This is a genomic window from Citrobacter sp. Cpo091, from assembly GCF_030332645.1.
Taxonomy (GTDB): Bacteria; Pseudomonadota; Gammaproteobacteria; order Enterobacterales; family Enterobacteriaceae; genus Citrobacter; species Citrobacter portucalensis.
The window spans coordinates 427468-444874 of the sequence record NZ_JAOWHL010000039.1; the positions used below are offsets into that span (position 1 = coordinate 427468).

The following is a 17407-nucleotide window of genomic DNA, read 5'->3' on the forward strand; positions in this document are numbered from 1 at the left end:
ACTAGCTGGTCGATCCCAGCATGACAACGGGACGTTGGTACTGCGGACCACGGAAAATCTTTTCAGCGATAAACAGCAGCGTTATGGCAGAGCCTATCGGCAATGGAAGATAGTTTTGCCCGGCGCTTAAAAGCGGGAATTCCGCCACGGGCTGGTCCCACAGTTCAAGACAGAGATTGGTTCCGTACCACAGAATGAACAGACTTATCGCCACCAACATAACGTCAGCGATTACCGAGCAATAACGGCGGGAAGTATCCCCCAGACGGTCAATCACCATGCTCACCGCGATATGCGAGCCTGCACGATAGCTCACCGCCGCGCCAATAAAGGTGAATGTCACCATACAGAGAATAGCGACGGGTTCAGGCCATGACAGGGCGTTATTCAGAACATAACGCGCGAATATGCCAATGGGGATAATGGCGACCATGACCAATAATGCGATACCGGCAATCCACATTGACACCCGATAAAGAAAATCCATTACCGATGAATAGCATTCACCCATAATTATCACCTCGAATTAATCAAAAGATTCAGGCGGAGGGTTGATATCCTCCACCTGATGAATTACTTCACATCCTGAATACGTTTGATCAAATCCTGGTGGTCTTTACCATAATTATCCCGCACTGACTGCGTGGCTTTATAGAAATAATCCGTATCAATATCGTGGAACTGAACGCCGTTGGCTTTCATGGTCTCCAGTGATTTCGCATTATAATCCTGCCAAAGTTTTCGTTGCTCTATCTGTGCTTCCTTGGCGAGTTTAATAATGAGATCCTGATCTTCTTTTTTCAACTTATCCCATTTAGCTTTCGAAAACAGAAAAAGCTCAGGAATAATAAAGTGTTTGCTCCAGGTATAGTTTTTCACGACCGGCAAATAGTTATGCGCAACAAACGTTGGCGGGTTATTTTCCGTGCCATCAATAACGCCGGTCTGCATGCCGCTAAATACTTCACTGACGCCCATGACAACGGAGTTAGCGCCCATCGCTTTCAGGGTATCCAGCGCTATCGGACTTCCTTGAACGCGGATTTTCATACCGTGTAAATCTTCCGGTTTCACCACCGGATTTTTGGTGATCAGGTTACGCGTGCCGGCATCCATCCAGCCGAGAAACACCAGCCGCGATTTGGTATTAGCCGTCAGACGGTCGCCAATTTCCTGCCCGATCATGCCGTCGAGAACCTTATGCAGATGGTCCTCATCGCGGAAAATATATGGCAGGGTAAACACGTTAATTTCAGGGAGAATGGCGGCAACAGGCGTCATTGAGACACGAATAATATCGATAGCGCCTAATTGCGCCTGTTCAATCATCTGTTTTTCATCGCCTAACACGCCACCAGGAAATGTTTTAATCTCCAGACGCCCGTCGGTCGCGGCGCTAAGTTTTTCCCCCATATGTTTCACTGCAACAACGTTCGGGTAATCAGCCGGATGCACATCTGCGGCGCGAAAAGTTTGTGCCAGCGTTGCATGACTCATCAGTAATACAGACGCGCCAATACACAGACTTAACAGGTTTTTTGTCAGTTTCATTTGTCCTTCTCCAGAAGTTCATAATATCCATTAACAGGAATAGCTTGCAGAGCAAATGACTGCCGGAATTAAAAACGGGCAGCGAGAAACTTTCTTAACGACGTTACCTGCGCAGACTAACTGGTGTAACAATTTATTTCGATGACTGCGTTCACAAAAAATCGCAGACGCTTAAAATTTTTAGCACACTGTTTCATTTTTGCAATGCAGATCGTTTTATTGATAAAAAAACAACGCAAGGAAGGCGATTTGATACTAATAACACCCGTTAGCATTTCAATAAAAATAAAACACTAATGTTGTGAGGTAATATCTTCGAATGAAAATGAGGAATGCAGGATGGTATTAACACCATCCTGCTGAGGCGTTTTATGTTTACTGCCAGCCGTAGCGACGGCTATAAAAACCTTTCACTAATTGAGTCAATGTCATGTAACCCGCCAGAATCGCAATCAGCCACGGGAAGTAGCTCAGCGGTAATGCCTGCAATTGCAGATAGCTGGCCAGCGGCGAGAAGGGTAATGCAATGCCGACGACCATCACCACCAGCGTCATCAGCATCAGCGGCCACGCGGCGCGGCTCTGGATGAACGGCACGCGACGGGTACGAATCATATGCACAATCAACGTTTGCGACAGCAGGCCCACCACGAACCAGCCAGACTGGAACAACGTCTGATGTTCAGGCGTATTGGCATGGAAGACGAACCACATCAGGCAAAAGGTCAGAATGTCAAAGATCGAGCTGATCGGTCCAAAGAAGATCATAAAGCGGCCCAATTCGCTGGGATTCCAGCGCTGCGGCTTTTTGATCTGCTCTTCGTCGACGTTATCAAACGGAATCGCCACCTGGGATACATCGTACAGCAGGTTCTGAATCAGTAAGTGCAGCGGTAACATCGGCAGGAACGGTAAGAAGGCGCTCGCCACCAGTACGCTAAACACGTTACCGAAGTTTGAACTGGCCGTCATTTTGATGTACTTCAGCATGTTAGAGAAGGTACGGCGTCCTTCAATCACCCCTTCTTCCAGCACCATCAGGCTCTTTTCCAGCAGGATGATATCCGCCGCTTCACGTGCAATATCAACCGCGCCGTCAACGGAGATACCAATGTCCGCCGCGCGCAGCGCCGGGGCATCGTTTATACCATCGCCCATAAAGCCGACCACATGGCCTTCGCGCTTGAGCAGCGTGACAATGCGCTCTTTATGCATCGGCGTCAGACGAGCAAACAGCGTGGTACGCTGGGCAAGTCGGGCCAGCTCATCGTCACTTAACCCCTCAATGCTGCTGCCGATAACCACATCGCCCGCATCCAGCCCCACTTCATGACACACTTTCGCCGCCACCAGCTCGCTATCGCCAGTGAGAATTTTCACCGTAATACCGCTGGCTTTCAGCGCTTTAAGCGCCGGCGCAGTGGTCTCTTTCGGCGGATCGAGGAACGCAATATAGCCTTCGAGGATCAGATCTGATTCATCAATACGCTGGTAATCACCCTCACGCGCTGGCAGGTATTTCGTCGCCACCGCCACCACACGCAGCCCCTGGCGGTTCAGCGTGTCCGTAACGCGTTTCACCCGACGCAGCATGTTGTCATCTAACGGGACAATCTCACCGTTGTGACGCACCTGGGTACATACGCTGAGGATCTCCTGTAGCGCCCCTTTACAGACCAACTGGTGCACATCGGTTTCTTCTGCCACCACTACCGACATGCGGCGACGTTCAAAATCAAACGGGATCTCATCGATTTTCTGCCAACGAGTCGAGAGCTGGCGGGCTGATTCTTCGTCCACACCTTCCAGCACCGCCGTATCCAGCAGATTCTTCAGCCCGGTCTGATAATGGCTGTTCAGCCACGCAGAATGCAGGACATGTTCGCTGGGTTTACCAGAGATATCCGTATGATTCTCAAGTACAATTTTATCCTGAGTCAGGGTGCCGGTTTTATCGGTGCACAGAATATCCATCGCGCCAAAGTTCTGGATAGCGTCGAGGTGTTTAACGATAACCTTTTGTTTTGACAGCTTCACCGCCCCACGCGCCAGCGTCGAGGTGACGATCATCGGCAGCATTTCCGGTGTCAGTCCCACCGCCACAGACAGGGCAAACAGCGCCGCTTCCCACCAGTCACCTTTGGTGTAGCCGTTGATGATAAGCACGATGGGCGCCATCACCAGCATAAAGCGGATCAGCAGCATGCTGACGCGGCTGATCCCTTTCTGGAAGGCATTCTGCTCGCTTTCCTGCTCGCTGACGCGACCGGCCAGTTGCCCAAACCAGGTATTGGCTCCGGTTGAAATCACGATGGCCTGCGCCGTGCCGCTCACCACGTTGGTGCCCATAAAGCACAGGGTATCGCATTCCAGCGGGTTGCTTTGCTGCGGATCGCGACTGGTTGCCACTTTCTCCACCGGCAGCGATTCACCGGTCAGCGAAGCCTGGGCTACGAACAGGTCACGAGCCTGTACCACGCGCAGATCGGCCGGGATCATATCCCCTGCCGCCAGCTTGATGACATCGCCGGGAACCAACTGGTCGATCGGCAGTTCAACCCAGCCGTTCTCCCCTTTCTCGTTGATGACGCGCAGCACCGTGGCGGTGTTGCTGACCATCGCTTTCAGCGCATCAGCCGCTTTGGTGGAACGCGCCTCTTGCACAAAATTCAGCAGCGTAGAGATGACGACCATCAGGGCGATGACGCCAGCGGCAAACAGATCTTCGGTGGCATAGGAAATCGCCCCGAGAATGGTCAGCAGTATATTAAACGGATTGCGGTAGCAGACCCACAGATGCACCCACCAGGGCGACGGCTTCTGCGCCGGCAACTGGTTCTCGCCATGTATTTCGCGGGCGTTTTCGACTTCTGCGGCGTTTAAGCCTTCCGGATGAGCGCCGAACGTTTTCCACAGCGCGTCTTCGTCCATCAGCGCCATTTTCAGGCAATGTTCGCTTAGCGATGGCGGGATCGGCGTGCTGGCAACGGTCTGAGCATTCGGCAATGGATCACGATGCACCAGACGATGCGGTAAATGGCGGTTTAGCCGGGCAAACAGCTGGCGGGTCATATTTTTGAACATAGGCAGTCCCTCTGCACCTGTATAAACAGGCGCAGTAAATCCTTCAGGCGTGGCAAAGCCTTGCCTGGTGGCAATATTAAAATCACAACAGGGACGTCAGAACGTCACTGTCTTACTGTTCCGGTAAGACAGTGAAAGACAGGCTTACCGGAAAGGGTTGTTTCTCCATCTCGGGAGAGGGGTGGGATCGGGATCCATATAGCCTCCGGTAAGTGAATGATTTGCGTCGCGGATTATACGCAGAAAACCATAAGGTTTGTGGCAATTATGGCGGTATGATAAACCATGGAAACTAAACCAAACGTATACCAGACTTTGCCCATTGCGCCGCGCTTGAGTAAAGTTATTCTCTATTTGGCATAACTTCACACGCAACACGGGAAAACAGGATGCAAAATCGGCTGACCATTAAAGACATCGCCCGCTTAAGCGGTGTGGGAAAATCAACCGTTTCCCGTGTGCTCAACAATGAAAGCGGCGTGAGTGAACGCACCCGCGAACGCGTTGAGGCGGTGATGAATCAGCACGGTTTTTCCCCTTCCCGCTCCGCACGCGCCATGCGCGGACAAAGCGACAAGGTGGTGGCGATTATCGTCACGCGCCTGGATTCTCTTTCAGAAAATCTCGCCGTGCAGACCATGCTGCCCGCCTTTTATGAACAGGGCTACGATCCGATCATGATGGAAAGCCAGTTCTCGCCCGAGCTGGTTGAAGAACATCTCGGCATGCTCAGACGCCGCAACATTGATGGCGTGGTGCTGTTTGGTTTTACCGGCATTACTGAAGCCATGCTCGCCTCCTGGCAGGATTCTCTGGTGCTGCTGGCAAGAGATGCAAAAGGCTTTGCCTCCGTCTGCTATGACGATGAGGGTGCCATTCGTACCCTGATGCAGCGTTTATACGAACGCGAGCATCGCCATATTAGCTTTCTTGGTGTTCCGCATAGCGATGTGACCACTGGTAAACGCCGCCATGAGGCTTACCTGGCATTCTGTAAAAAACATAAACTGCATCCTGTGGCCGCGTTGCCGGGTCTGGCCATGAAGCAGGGCTATGAGCAGGCCGCCAACGTCATCACCCCGGAAACCACCGCCTTAGTCTGTGCGACGGATACCCTTGCCCTTGGGGTCAGCAAATATCTGCAGGAGCAGCGGATTGAGAACCTACAGTTGGCAAGCGTGGGCAGCACGCCGCTGATGAAATTCCTCCATCCGGAAATTATCACCGTCGATCCAGGATACGCCGAAGCCGGGCGACAAGCGGCCTCGCAGCTGATCGAACAGATCAACGGCCGTAGCGAACCACGACAAATCGTTATTCCTTCCACTCTCTCCTGATCGCTTTCTGAGCATTAATTTGTGATCTTCGCTGCGTTTCGGGAACGTTCCCATTTTTAAATATTCATCGAAGATATACTCTGGCGCCAACAACGAGAGAGTTGCCGAATGACGACGCAACAGCGTCTTTTCCGGTCTACGGGGAACACACACCATCATGAGCAAAATAAAACAAGCAGACATCGACCGGCTAATTGAGCTGGTTGGCGGGCGCGACAATATCGCTACGGTGAGTCACTGCATTACTCGCCTGCGTTTTGTGCTGAATCAGCCTGCAAACGCCAGGCCGAAAGAGATCGAATTGTTGCCAATGGTCAAAGGCTGCTTCACCAACGCCGGGCAGTTTCAGGTGGTAATTGGCACCGAGGTGGGCGATTACTACAAAGCGCTGTTGGCGACCACCGGACAAGCCAGTGCCGACAAAGAGCAGGCAAAGAAAGCGGCGCGGCAGAACATGAAGTGGCACGAGCAGCTGATTTCTCACTTCGCGGAGATCTTCTTCCCGCTGCTGCCAGCGCTGATTAGCGGCGGCCTGATCTTAGGTTTCCGTAACGTGATCGGCGATCTGCCCATGAGTAACGGGCAGACGCTGGCGCAGATGCATCCTTCGCTGAAAACCCTCTATGACTTCCTGTGGCTGATTGGCGAAGCGATCTTCTTCTATTTGCCGGTCGGGATTTGTTGGTCGGCGGTCAAGAAAATGGGCGGTACGCCGATCCTCGGTATTGTGCTGGGCGTGACCCTGGTTTCTCCGCAACTGATGAACGCCTATTTGCTCGGTCAGCAGGTGCCGGACGTGTGGAACTTCGGCCTGTTCAGCATTGAGAAAGTGGGCTACCAGGCGCAGGTCATTCCGGCACTGTTGGCCGGGCTGGCGCTCGGGTTTATTGAAACACGCATGAAGCGCATCGTCCCGGATTACCTGTATCTGGTGATCGTCCCGGTGTGCTCGCTGATCCTTGCGGTATTCCTTGCGCATGCCTTTATCGGTCCATTTGGCCGCATGATTGGCGACGGTGTCGCGTTTGCGGTCCGTCATCTGCTGACCGGCAGTTTTGCTCCGATTGGCGCGGCGTTGTTCGGCTTCCTGTATGCCCCGCTGGTGATCACCGGTGTGCATCAGACCACGCTGGCTATCGACATGCAGATGATTCAGAGCATGGGCGGTACGCCGGTATGGCCACTGATCGCACTGTCGAATATCGCTCAGGCCTCTGCGGTGGTCGGGATCATTATCTCCAGTCGCAAACACAACGAACGTGAAATCTCCGTTCCAGCCGCGATCTCCGCCTATCTCGGGGTAACCGAACCAGCAATGTACGGGATCAACCTGAAATACCGCTTCCCAATGCTGTGCGCGATGATCGGCTCCGGTCTCGCCGGACTGCTGTGCGGCCTGAACGGTGTGCTGGCGAACGGGATTGGCGTCGGCGGTTTGCCGGGCATTCTCTCCATCCAGCCGACTTACTGGCAGGTCTTTGGCATGGCGATGGTCATTGCGATTGTCATCCCAATGGTACTGACCTCATTCGTTTACCAGCGTAAACACCGTCTGGGCACATTACAGATTGTCTAACTTTTCTTCGGGGCGCAGTTGCGCCCCAGCGTATTTCCAGGAAACAACCATGAATATTCCCCACTGGTGGCAAAACGGCGTTATCTATCAGGTTTACCCCAAGAGTTTTCAGGACACCACCGGCAGCGGCACCGGAGATTTACGCGGTGTGACGCAGCGCCTCGACTATCTGCAAAAGCTGGGCGTTGATGCCATCTGGCTGACGCCGTTCTATATTTCACCGCAGGTTGATAACGGTTACGACGTCGCAGACTACACGTCTGTCGATCCGGCCTACGGCACGCTGGAAGACTTTGACGAACTGGTGGCGCAGGCGAAAGCGCGCGGCATCCGTATTATTCTCGACATGGTGTTTAACCACACCTCAACCCAGCACGCCTGGTTTCGTGAAGCGCTGGATAAAGACAGCCCGTATCGTCAGTTTTATTTCTGGCGCGACGGCACGCCAGACTGCCCGCCAAATAACTGGCGCTCCAAGTTTGGCGGCAACGCCTGGGGCTGGCACGCCGAAAGCGAGCAGTACTATCTACACCTCTTTGCTCCGGAACAAGCCGACCTGAACTGGGAAAACCCGGCGGTCCGCGCCGAGTTAAAGAAAGTGTGCGAGTTCTGGGCCGATCGCGGCGTGGACGGACTGCGCCTCGACGTGGTGAATCTTATCTCTAAAGATCAGGACTTCCCGAACGACCCCGACGGCGATGGACGCCGTTTTTATACCGACGGCCCACGCGCGCATGAATTTTTGCGTGAGATGAACCGCGATGTTTTTACCCCACGCAACCTGATGACGGTCGGCGAAATGTCTTCCACTACGCTTGAACATTGCCAGCAGTACGCCGCACAAGATGGTAGTGAACTGTCGATGACCTTTAACTTCCACCACCTGAAAGTAGATTACCCCAACGGTGAGAAGTGGACGTTAGCAAAACCCGATTATGTGGCGCTAAAAGCCCTGTTCCACCACTGGCAGCAGGGCATGCACAATCAGGCATGGAACGCGCTGTTCTGGTGTAACCACGATCAGCCGCGCATCGTGTCGCGTTTTGGCGATGAAGGTAAATACCGCGTTCCGTCGGCCAAAATGCTGGCGATGGTGCTGCATGGCATGCAGGGCACCCCCTACATCTACCAGGGTGAAGAGATTGGCATGACCAACCCGCACTTCCGCCAGATTACCGATTATCGCGATGTGGAAAGCCATAATATGTTTGCCGAGTTGAACGGCCAGGGACGCGATGCGCAAGAACTGCTGGCGATCCTCGCCAGTAAATCACGCGATAACAGCCGCACACCGATGCAATGGGATAGCAGCAAACACGCGGGCTTCACCCGCGGCGAGCCATGGATCAATCTGTGTGACAACGCAGCAGACATCAACGTGGCGGCAGCACTGAACGATACCGACTCGGTGTTCTACACCTATCAGAAGCTGATCGCCTTGCGCAAAGCGGAGCCGGTTATCACCTGGGGCGACTACCAGGATCTGCTACCGGACAGCCCGCATCTGTGGTGCTATCAACGAGAGTGGCAAGGGCAGCGGCTGCTGGTCATTGCCAATCTAAGCGATACCTTCCAGAACTGGCAGCCATCCCAGACCGACGGAAACTGGCAGGTGCTGATGCACAACTATGCCGAGGTTGCCAGCCAACCTGGGGACATGACACTGCGTCCTTTTGAGGCCGTCTGGTGGTTGCAAAAATAGCTTGCAATTATGTTCAGGCCCGGTACGCATAGCGCTACCGGGCGTTGCTACATACGCTTAGCTTAGCTTCCTGTTTTTGTTGAATAATTAATCAGAATTTTCTGCCCACAATTTACAATCGCTGTACTGCCCGTCATCTGTACGCTCCGATTTTTACTTTGCGCTACATCAAATAAATCGTAAACATCCTTGATGCAAATCACTACATATAGAACTTAAAATGCACGCCGACCCAATATGTTGTATTAATCGACTACAATTGCTACAACTACAGTGCACCGTTTAACGGTGGAATTGTGGATAAAGTGGGTCAGGATTGCGGGAAGTCATTGGCCAGATAGATGAATAAAGCCATGGCCGCTTCTCCAACCTCTGTGGATAACCTGTTCTTATAAATATGGAGTGATCATGACACCGCATGTGATGAAACGAGATGGCTGTAAAGTGCCGTTTAAATCAGAGCGCATCAAAGAAGCCATTCTGCGTGCAGCTAAAGCAGCGGGAGTCGATGACGCAGATTACTGTGCCACCGTCGCAGAAGTCGTTAGTAGCCAGATGAATGAGCGCAGCCAGGTCGATATCAACGAGATCCAGACAGCGGTTGAAAACCAGCTGATGTCTGGTCCGTACAAACAACTCGCCCGTGCGTACATCGAATATCGCCACGACCGTGATATACAGCGTGAAAAACGTGGCCGTCTGAACCAGGAAATTCGTGGTCTGGTTGAGCAAACCAACTCTGCTCTGCTGAACGAAAACGCCAACAAAGACAGCAAAGTGATCCCGACCCAGCGCGACCTGCTGGCCGGTATCGTCGCCAAACACTATGCGCGTCAACACCTGCTGCCGCGTGATGTCGTCCAGGCGCACGAGCGTGGTGATATTCACTATCACGATCTCGACTACTCTCCGTTCTTCCCAATGTTTAACTGCATGCTGATCGACCTGAAAGGTATGCTGACGCAGGGCTTTAAGATGGGTAACGCGGAGATTGAGCCGCCAAAATCCATCTCCACCGCGACGGCCGTCACCGCGCAAATTATCGCGCAGGTTGCCAGTCATATTTATGGCGGTACCACCATTAACCGTATTGACGAAGTTCTCGCACCGTTCGTGACCGAGAGCTTTAATAAGCATCGCAAAACCGCTGAAGAGTGGCAGATCCCAGATGCCGACGGTTATGCGCATTCCCGTACCGAGAAAGAGTGCTACGACGCATTCCAGTCCCTTGAGTATGAAGTGAATACCCTGCATACCGCCAACGGTCAGACGCCGTTCGTCACCTTCGGTTTCGGCCTGGGAACCAGCTGGGAATCGCGTTTGATCCAGCAGTCCATTCTGCGTAACCGCATTGCCGGCCTGGGTAAAAATCGTAAAACCGCCGTGTTCCCGAAACTGGTGTTTGCGATTCGTGACGGTCTGAACCACAAGTTTGGCGATCCGAACTATGACATCAAGCAGCTGGCGCTGGAGTGCGCGAGCAAGCGTATGTATCCGGACATCCTGAACTACGATCAGGTGGTTAAAGTGACCGGTTCCTTCAAAACGCCAATGGGCTGCCGCAGCTTCCTGGGCGTATGGGAAAACGAGAACGGCGAACAGGTTCACGATGGCCGTAACAACCTCGGCGTTATCAGCCTTAACCTGCCGCGTATCGCGCTGGAAGCTCATGGCGATGAAGCCACCTTCTGGAAACTGCTCGACGACCGTCTGATCCTGGCGCGTAAAGCGCTGATGACCCGCATTGCGCGTCTGGAAGGCGTGAAGGCCCGCGTTGCACCAATCCTGTATATGGAAGGGGCCTGCGGCGTGCGTCTGAAAGCAGACGATGACGTGTCAGAAATCTTTAAAAACGGCCGCGCATCGATTTCTCTGGGTTACATCGGCATTCACGAAACCATCAACGCGCTGTTTGGCGACAAACACTTGTACGACAGCGAGCAGCTTCGCGCTAAAGCTATCGCCATTGTGGAACGTCTGCGTCAGGCGGTCGATCAGTGGAAAGACGAAACCGGCTACGGCTTTAGTCTGTACAGTACACCAAGTGAAAACCTGTGCGATCGTTTCTGCCGTCTGGATACCGCCGAGTTTGGCGTGGTGCCGGGTGTTACCGACAAAGGTTACTACACCAACAGCTTCCACCTCGACGTGGAGAAAAAGGTTAACCCGTACGACAAGATCGATTTCGAAGCGCCGTACCCGCCGCTGGCGAACGGAGGTTTCATTTGCTACGGCGAGTACCCGAACATTCAGCACAACCTGAAAGCACTGGAAGACGTCTGGGATTACAGCTATCAGCACGTGCCGTATTACGGGACCAACACGCCAATCGATGAATGCTACGAGTGCGGCTTTACCGGTGAGTTCGAGTGCACCAGCAAAGGCTTTACCTGCCCGAAATGTGGTAACCACGACGCCGCGCGCGTGTCGGTCACCCGCCGCGTATGCGGTTATTTAGGCAGCCCGGACGCTCGTCCGTTTAACGCCGGTAAGCAGGAAGAAGTGAAGCGCCGCGTTAAGCATTTAGGTAATGGGCAGATCGGTTAATTTCGACAGTATTATTGCCTGGCGATGTGACGCTTTTCGCAAAGCAATTGGCGCCAGGACAAGGCGGCAAGCAAGCGAATCCCGGGGAGCTTACATAAGTAAGTGACCCGGGTGAGCGAGCGCAGACAACGCAGTAATGGCGTCAATTGAGAAGCGAAAATGCGATACCATCAATACTATCCTGTCGATATCGTCAACGGCCCCGGCACTCGCTGCACCCTGTTTGTGTCGGGATGCGTGCATGAATGCCCTGGCTGCTATAACAAAAGCACCTGGCGACTCAATTCCGGCCAGCCGTTTACCAAAGAGATGGAAGACAAGATCATTGCCGATCTGAACGACACGCGAATCCCTCGCCAGGGTATTTCGCTGTCCGGCGGCGATCCGCTGCATCCGCAAAACGTGCCGGATATCCTGCAACTGGTACAGCGTATTCACGCTGAGTGTCCGGGGAAAGATATCTGGGTGTGGACCGGCTACAAGCTTGATGAACTCAACGCCGCACAAATGCAGGTGGTGGATCTCATCAACGTGCTGGTCGATGGTAAATTTGTGCAGGATCTTAAAGACCCGTCGCTGATCTGGCGCGGTAGCAGCAACCAGGTTGTACATCATTTGCGTTAACTTTCAGGCGGTAAACATTCTGTTATCCGCCTCTCAAAAACGGCTCACACACTCCATCGCAACCGCTTTGAACTCGGTGAAATTCCGGCACGCGCAGAGTCGCGTCATCGCGCGTTCGCGCAGGAAGGTGACGAAGATATCGTAGATAGCCATCGCCTCTTCGTATTCACTCTTGCTGATAGCGAGCAAGAAGATCACGTGGGCCGTTTCATCGCCCCAGGCGATACCCTGCGGGGCGAGGATGGTGTAGACCACCGTTTTCTTTGCCAGCAGACCAAGGGCGTGCGGCAAGGCAATGCTGTCACCCAGCATGGTGCTGACGATGGCCTCACGCTCAACCACCGAATCAAGAAACTCCGCGTCGACAAAACCTTCATCCTGCAACTGACGGCATAAGGTTTTGAACAACGTTTGTTGATCCATTGGCTCGTCAATCACACGAAAATGGGCGGCATCGAAGAATTTGTTCAACATCCACGGACGGGTTCTGTCGACCAGCACCAGTTTGCCAATCTGCTCCAGCTGATAATCGGTAGGGAATGGCGCAATCATCACCACCGGCTTATCTTTTTCACCAATCCGCGCGGTTGAGATGACAAAATCTTCGCTGATGCTTTCCCGCTGTTCGTAGTCGCGAAGCGTTACGGTATCGACGATCTCTATCTGCGGATACTTACGCGCCAGTACCGCTTCAATCATCCGCGCCATCGCATTTCCGGCATCGCATACCAGCAGAACCTTCGGCTGTCTCTGGTAACCGATGTTGTAACTACGCTCCAGCCCGACGCCAATATGCAGCACGAGGAAGCCAATCTCATTTTCACTGATGGTGTACGGCGTATATTTTCCCCATCCCGAGACGGCGGCCAGCGTCATGTCCCATGCCATGGGGTAGTGCTGTTTAATATTTTCCAACAGCGGATTGGGGATCATTATCTGGTAACGCACCCGGGTGATCATCGTCTTAATATGCGTCAGCAGATCAGCATGCAACTGTTTGTCATTCAACAGGTTGTAGTTGTACTGGGTGTTGATAAAACGCAGGATGTAATTGACCAACGCTTCGTCATCATCCGCATTGATAGCACTGGGCGCGATCTCCTGAACCTGGCGGGCAGCAATATGCACCTGTAGCCAGTTTTCTTCGGAAACGGAAAGCGGTTTGTCTGCCAGGCGGTGCAGTACCGCCGCGATTTCCCGCGTGGCCAGGCACACCGATTGATCGGCCTCTTCTGCGGCAAAATCCGGGAGTGGATATCCTTCGCTAATCCGCCGTACCGCCACCGCGCAGTACAAGCGTAAAAACAGCTCGCCCTCATCGGTCAGACGAATATGGAAACGGGCAAAAATGTCCTGCAAAACGGGTTGCAACTGTTCAGGAAGCCCCGCATTCAGCGCTTCTTGCGTCACTAACGGATGCTGCGGATCCTGCTGCGCCAGCGTCCACAGCAGATCGGTCAAACAGGCGCGGATCGCCATTTCGCTGCCGAACAACTTCATGCCGTGACGGGGACGCGTTTCCAGCGTCAGATGATAACGTTGCAGATGCTCGCGCACCTCAGCCATATCGTTTTGCAGCGTCGCTCGGCTGATAAACCATTCATCAGCTAAATCTTCCAGCTTCAGCGAGAAAGCCGACGTCAGAAAACGCACCACCAGCCAGTGTATCCGTTCCTGGCTGGTGCGTGGGATGCGCAGCAACGTATTGGGCTGCTGCGTTTGCAGGGTGTGAAAGCTTGCCGGGTCGTCAATTTTGAGCTGATATCCATTACCCCGGCTGAGGACAAACTGTGCGCCATACTGGGTGAGCAGCGCGTTTAGCGCGGTGATATCCGCCCGTACGGTGCGTGTGGAAACCGACAACCGCTGCGCCAGCTCGTCCTGTGGAAGCGCTTCGTTTTGCAACATGTCAAACAGCTGTGCTAAACGTTGGTTGGGGAATCGCACGTCAGTTTCCTCATCAGTCAGTTAGCCTACGCAGGCCCGGGTCATCGCCATCAGCTGGCGTACATCGTCCGGACGAGTGTTACCACTCACCTTATCAATAATCGAACTATAGATGTGAGGAATGATTTTACTCACTCCGGCATCGAGGGCAATTTGCAGGATTTCAGTGAAATTATCCAGATCGATACCGCCGGTTGGCTCCAGCCAGAAGTCATGACGGGCGCAGGCCTGCGCGACAGCAATGTACTCGTCACGGCATTTCAGGCCGCCCATCGGGAAGTATTTAATTGCGCTACCGCCCATGTCTTTGAGCAGCGCAATCGCGGTTTCTATCGGTACAATACCGTCCGGCGACTGGCTGCTTAGCGGACCAGTGGAGATTTTCACCCTGCCCGGCGTGCCGGTTGGCGAGACCAGACCGTTGACCACTGTCTCCTGCTGGCCCAGCAGCGCGCGACTGGTAGCCACGCCGGTAAAGACCTGATTGACATGCTGTGGCTGCACCTGACGAGAGATTTCACTGACCATCGCCGACTGGTTAGGATCGCCCGCCCCCAGCCCCACGGAGAGCGCATTGTCGATAAGGGCCGCGTATTCACGCATATCCGCTACCGCGCTTGCGACATCCGGGTAATTTTTTGACAACACGCCAACCAGTACGTGTCCTTCCGCCGCCGCATAAATATCCCGGGCATTTTCTTTGGAGCCTGCCAGCACGTTCAGGCAGACGCGGTCGCGATAAAAGTTAGGGGTCAGTTTCATGCGTTTTTCTCCTGCGAAATCACTTCACCAATTCGACGGGCCACAATCTCCAGCTGCGCGCGATCGACGCTGCGCACATCGGCTTCGATAATGCCTTCATTGGCTTTGTAACCACGGAAATAAATCGCGTACTCCCCCTGTTTCAGCGCGTCGACCAGTTCCCCCGTGGCGATCCCGGTTACCGCTTCATCAAACTTAATTTCCGTGCGTGCGATGTCGCGCCCTGCACTATCCCACACCACGCGGGCGCTCACGCCGTTAAGCTGGTTCAAGGCATTAATGAACGGCGTCATTTTCTCGACCATCTCCGCGCCGCTCTCTTTCTGCGCGTTCAGATACAGTTCGATGGCGCAGGTCAGTCCAAGAATTCCCTCTTTGCCCACCTTCATCGCCCGGCCAATCCCCGCCGTCTGGCGCTTCACCCACTCAACATATTGGGTTTTACCAATCACCAGACCGCTGGTTGGTCCTTCTATCGCCTTGGCGCCGCTATAAATCACCAGATCTGCACCAACCCGGTAGTAGCACTGCAAATCCTCTTCCGCCGCCGCGTCCACGATCAGCGGCAGATTATGCGTACGCGCCACCACCGCAGCCTGCTCCACGCTGAGCATACTTTTCTGGACGCAGTGGTGAGATTTGATATACAGAATGGCCGCCGTACGCGGTGTAATGGCCGCCGCCAGCTGCGCCGCGGAACATTCGTTGGCATAACCGGCTTCCACTAACTTGCCGCCGCCAAGCGCTACCATGGTGCCCACCGGAGCGCCAAAGTTGACGTTGTGACCTCTGGGCAGCACGATTTCGTTGTTCTCGATGGGCGTGACGTGCAGGTTCTCCAGCAGCCAGTCGCTGTCTTTAACCAATACGCCAGCCACCGACAGGGCAATCCCGGCCGAGGCGCAAGAGACAACCGTTGCCCCTTCCACTTCCAGTAATTTCGCGATGTAGTCGCCGGTTTTATTGACCAGGTCTTTCATCTCGAAATATTGGTTCATTCCCGCCATCGCGGCTTCAACCACTTCTGGTCGCGGCGTGGAAACGCCGAGCGCCGTCATGCGGCCGGAGGTATTAATCACCTGTTTTAAATCGTATTTCTCAAAAATCGAAGGCATGTTCCGCGCTCCCTTGTTCGGTCATATAGCCCTTGCCCGCACGTATTGCGGCAAGCGGCACCAGCAGTTGTTCAGCCTGCAGGCTGTCGTTTTCTGCATCTACCAGCACGGTTGGCTGGCGCTTAAGCGTAAAGAGGGTTAAATCGGCATCCAGACCGACCTGCAGCCGCCCCTTCTGTTTCAGGCGCAGACCATCGGCGGCATTGGCGGTAACACATTCAATGACCTGCGGAAGCGACATCCCAATGGCGAGGAATTTCGACATTACATTCGCCAGGGAATGCACCGGGCCGCTGATACGGTTACGACAGTAAATATCGGAGCTAATGGTGTGCGGCAAAATACCCAGTTCGATAGCGCGTTTTGCCACCGCAAAGCTCAGGCTGGCGGTGCCATGCCCAACGTCCAGACGCACGCCGCGTGAAATCGCCCGCGTCACTGACGCCCGTAGCTCACCTTGCGGTGTCAGAATGCGATTCGGCTTACCGTTGTAACAGTGGGTAATGATGTCACCCGCGCTCAGGCGCTCGGCGATCTCATCCAGGTCCGGCGGGTTGTTGCCGATGTGCACCATCAGCGGCAGATCACCGTTCTGCGCTTGCATCGCTTTGGCGCGATCCAGCGGCGTGATGCCATTTTCACCGACTACGCTGCTGCTCATACGTGCCTTCAGACCGACGATAAAATCAGGGTGGCGTTTCACCGCCTCTCGCACCGCATCAGCGTCAATATTGGCCATGTTGGCCAGCTCGTTCTGGGCAATAAGCCCAACGCGGGAGATATTCAGCAACGCGTACACTTCGGTGGCAGCTTCCCGGGTCAGGGTGTAAAAATCGTCGATGTCATCCGCCCCGGTGCTGCCCGCATCCACTACGGTAGTGACGCCGGTCGCAATACCAACGCTATCCGGCTGGTCGTGATAAATCGGGGATTTCGGGTAGCAATGAACGTGGGAGTCAATCCAGCCTGCGCTGACGTAGCACTCACCGCCCAGCTCAATGGTTTTCAGCGCCGGGCCATCAACGTCACCCAACGCCGCGATCTTGCCGTCTTTGAGCGCAATATCGCTCACCGTATCGTCAACGAGGCGCGCACGGCGCAGGAGTAAATCAAACATGTCTCTCTCCTGTTGAAATGGGGGCGGTCGTGTAGGCCTGATAAG

At 54.0% G+C, this 17407-nt stretch carries 13 protein-coding genes; 5 read left to right on the forward strand and 8 right to left on the reverse strand.

What is annotated here, in order from left to right:
- Position 1: 1 nt before the first annotated feature.
- The 4 genes from OGY04_RS18375 to mgtL form a co-directional block, all read right to left on the reverse strand.
- Positions 2-511 (reverse strand): TRAP transporter small permease, encoded by a 510-nt coding sequence (locus OGY04_RS18375; protein WP_057066552.1) that lies wholly within the window; start codon positions 509-511, stop codon positions 2-4.
- A 62-nt stretch (positions 512-573) separates the two neighbouring features.
- Positions 574-1551, reverse strand: a complete 978-nt coding sequence (locus tag OGY04_RS18380) for a TRAP transporter substrate-binding protein (RefSeq protein WP_008786055.1) — start codon at positions 1549-1551, stop codon at positions 574-576.
- Between the two features lie 375 nt (positions 1552-1926).
- Complete coding sequence (gene mgtA, locus OGY04_RS18385; protein WP_048215054.1) at positions 1927-4635, reverse strand: magnesium-translocating P-type ATPase; 2709 nt, start codon at positions 4633-4635, stop codon at positions 1927-1929.
- A 144-nt stretch (positions 4636-4779) separates the two neighbouring features.
- Positions 4780-4833 carry a mgtA regulatory leader peptide MgtL gene (gene mgtL, locus OGY04_RS23140; protein WP_223240846.1) on the reverse strand — a complete coding sequence of 18 codons (54 nt, stop codon included), beginning with the start codon at positions 4831-4833 and terminating at the stop codon, positions 4780-4782.
- 191 nt (positions 4834-5024) lie between these two features.
- Here mgtL and treR point away from each other — a divergent pair, with 191 nt between their 5' ends.
- The 5 genes from treR to nrdG all read left to right on the forward strand — a co-directional run bounded on the left by treR (position 5025) and on the right by nrdG (position 12421).
- Complete coding sequence (gene treR / locus OGY04_RS18390) at positions 5025-5972, forward strand: trehalose operon repressor TreR (protein ID WP_032942194.1); 948 nt, start codon at positions 5025-5027, stop codon at positions 5970-5972.
- 157 nt (positions 5973-6129) lie between these two features.
- Complete coding sequence (treB, locus tag OGY04_RS18395; RefSeq protein WP_048215055.1) at positions 6130-7548, forward strand: PTS trehalose transporter subunit IIBC; 1419 nt, start codon at positions 6130-6132, stop codon at positions 7546-7548.
- A gap of 49 nt (positions 7549-7597) precedes the next feature.
- Entirely contained in the window at positions 7598-9250 is a 1653-nt protein-coding gene (gene treC, locus OGY04_RS18400; protein WP_048215056.1) for an alpha,alpha-phosphotrehalase, read from the forward strand.
- A gap of 408 nt (positions 9251-9658) precedes the next feature.
- The gene (nrdD, locus tag OGY04_RS18405) at positions 9659-11797 is read left to right on the forward strand and encodes an anaerobic ribonucleoside-triphosphate reductase (protein WP_003830363.1); all 2139 of its coding nucleotides are present in this window, start codon (positions 9659-9661) and stop codon (positions 11795-11797) included.
- A 159-nt stretch (positions 11798-11956) separates the two neighbouring features.
- Positions 11957-12421 (forward strand): anaerobic ribonucleoside-triphosphate reductase-activating protein, encoded by a 465-nt coding sequence (gene nrdG / locus OGY04_RS18410; RefSeq protein ID WP_008786048.1) that lies wholly within the window; start codon positions 11957-11959, stop codon positions 12419-12421.
- A gap of 33 nt (positions 12422-12454) precedes the next feature.
- Here nrdG and OGY04_RS18415 read toward each other — a convergent pair whose 3' ends face one another.
- From OGY04_RS18415 to OGY04_RS18430, 4 genes are read right to left on the reverse strand one after another with little or no spacing between them, the layout of a single operon-like run.
- Positions 12455-14368: a BglG family transcription antiterminator gene (locus OGY04_RS18415; protein ID WP_125363014.1), complete on the reverse strand. Its 1914-nt coding sequence runs from the start codon at positions 14366-14368 to the stop codon at positions 12455-12457.
- Between the two features lie 21 nt (positions 14369-14389).
- Complete coding sequence (gene dagF, locus OGY04_RS18420; protein ID WP_252430501.1) at positions 14390-15130, reverse strand: 2-dehydro-3-deoxy-phosphogluconate aldolase; 741 nt, start codon at positions 15128-15130, stop codon at positions 14390-14392.
- Positions 15127-16245 carry a DgaE family pyridoxal phosphate-dependent ammonia lyase gene (locus OGY04_RS18425; protein WP_032942188.1) on the reverse strand — a complete coding sequence of 373 codons (1119 nt, stop codon included), beginning with the start codon at positions 16243-16245 and terminating at the stop codon, positions 15127-15129. Before OGY04_RS18425 ends, dagF begins: the two co-directional genes overlap by 4 nt.
- On the reverse strand, positions 16229-17362 hold the full coding sequence (locus OGY04_RS18430; protein ID WP_048215062.1) for an amidohydrolase/deacetylase family metallohydrolase: 1134 nt from the start codon (positions 17360-17362) through the stop codon (positions 16229-16231). The genes OGY04_RS18425 and OGY04_RS18430 overlap by 17 nt, the downstream gene beginning before the upstream one ends.
- Between the last annotated feature and the right edge of the window lie 45 nt (positions 17363-17407).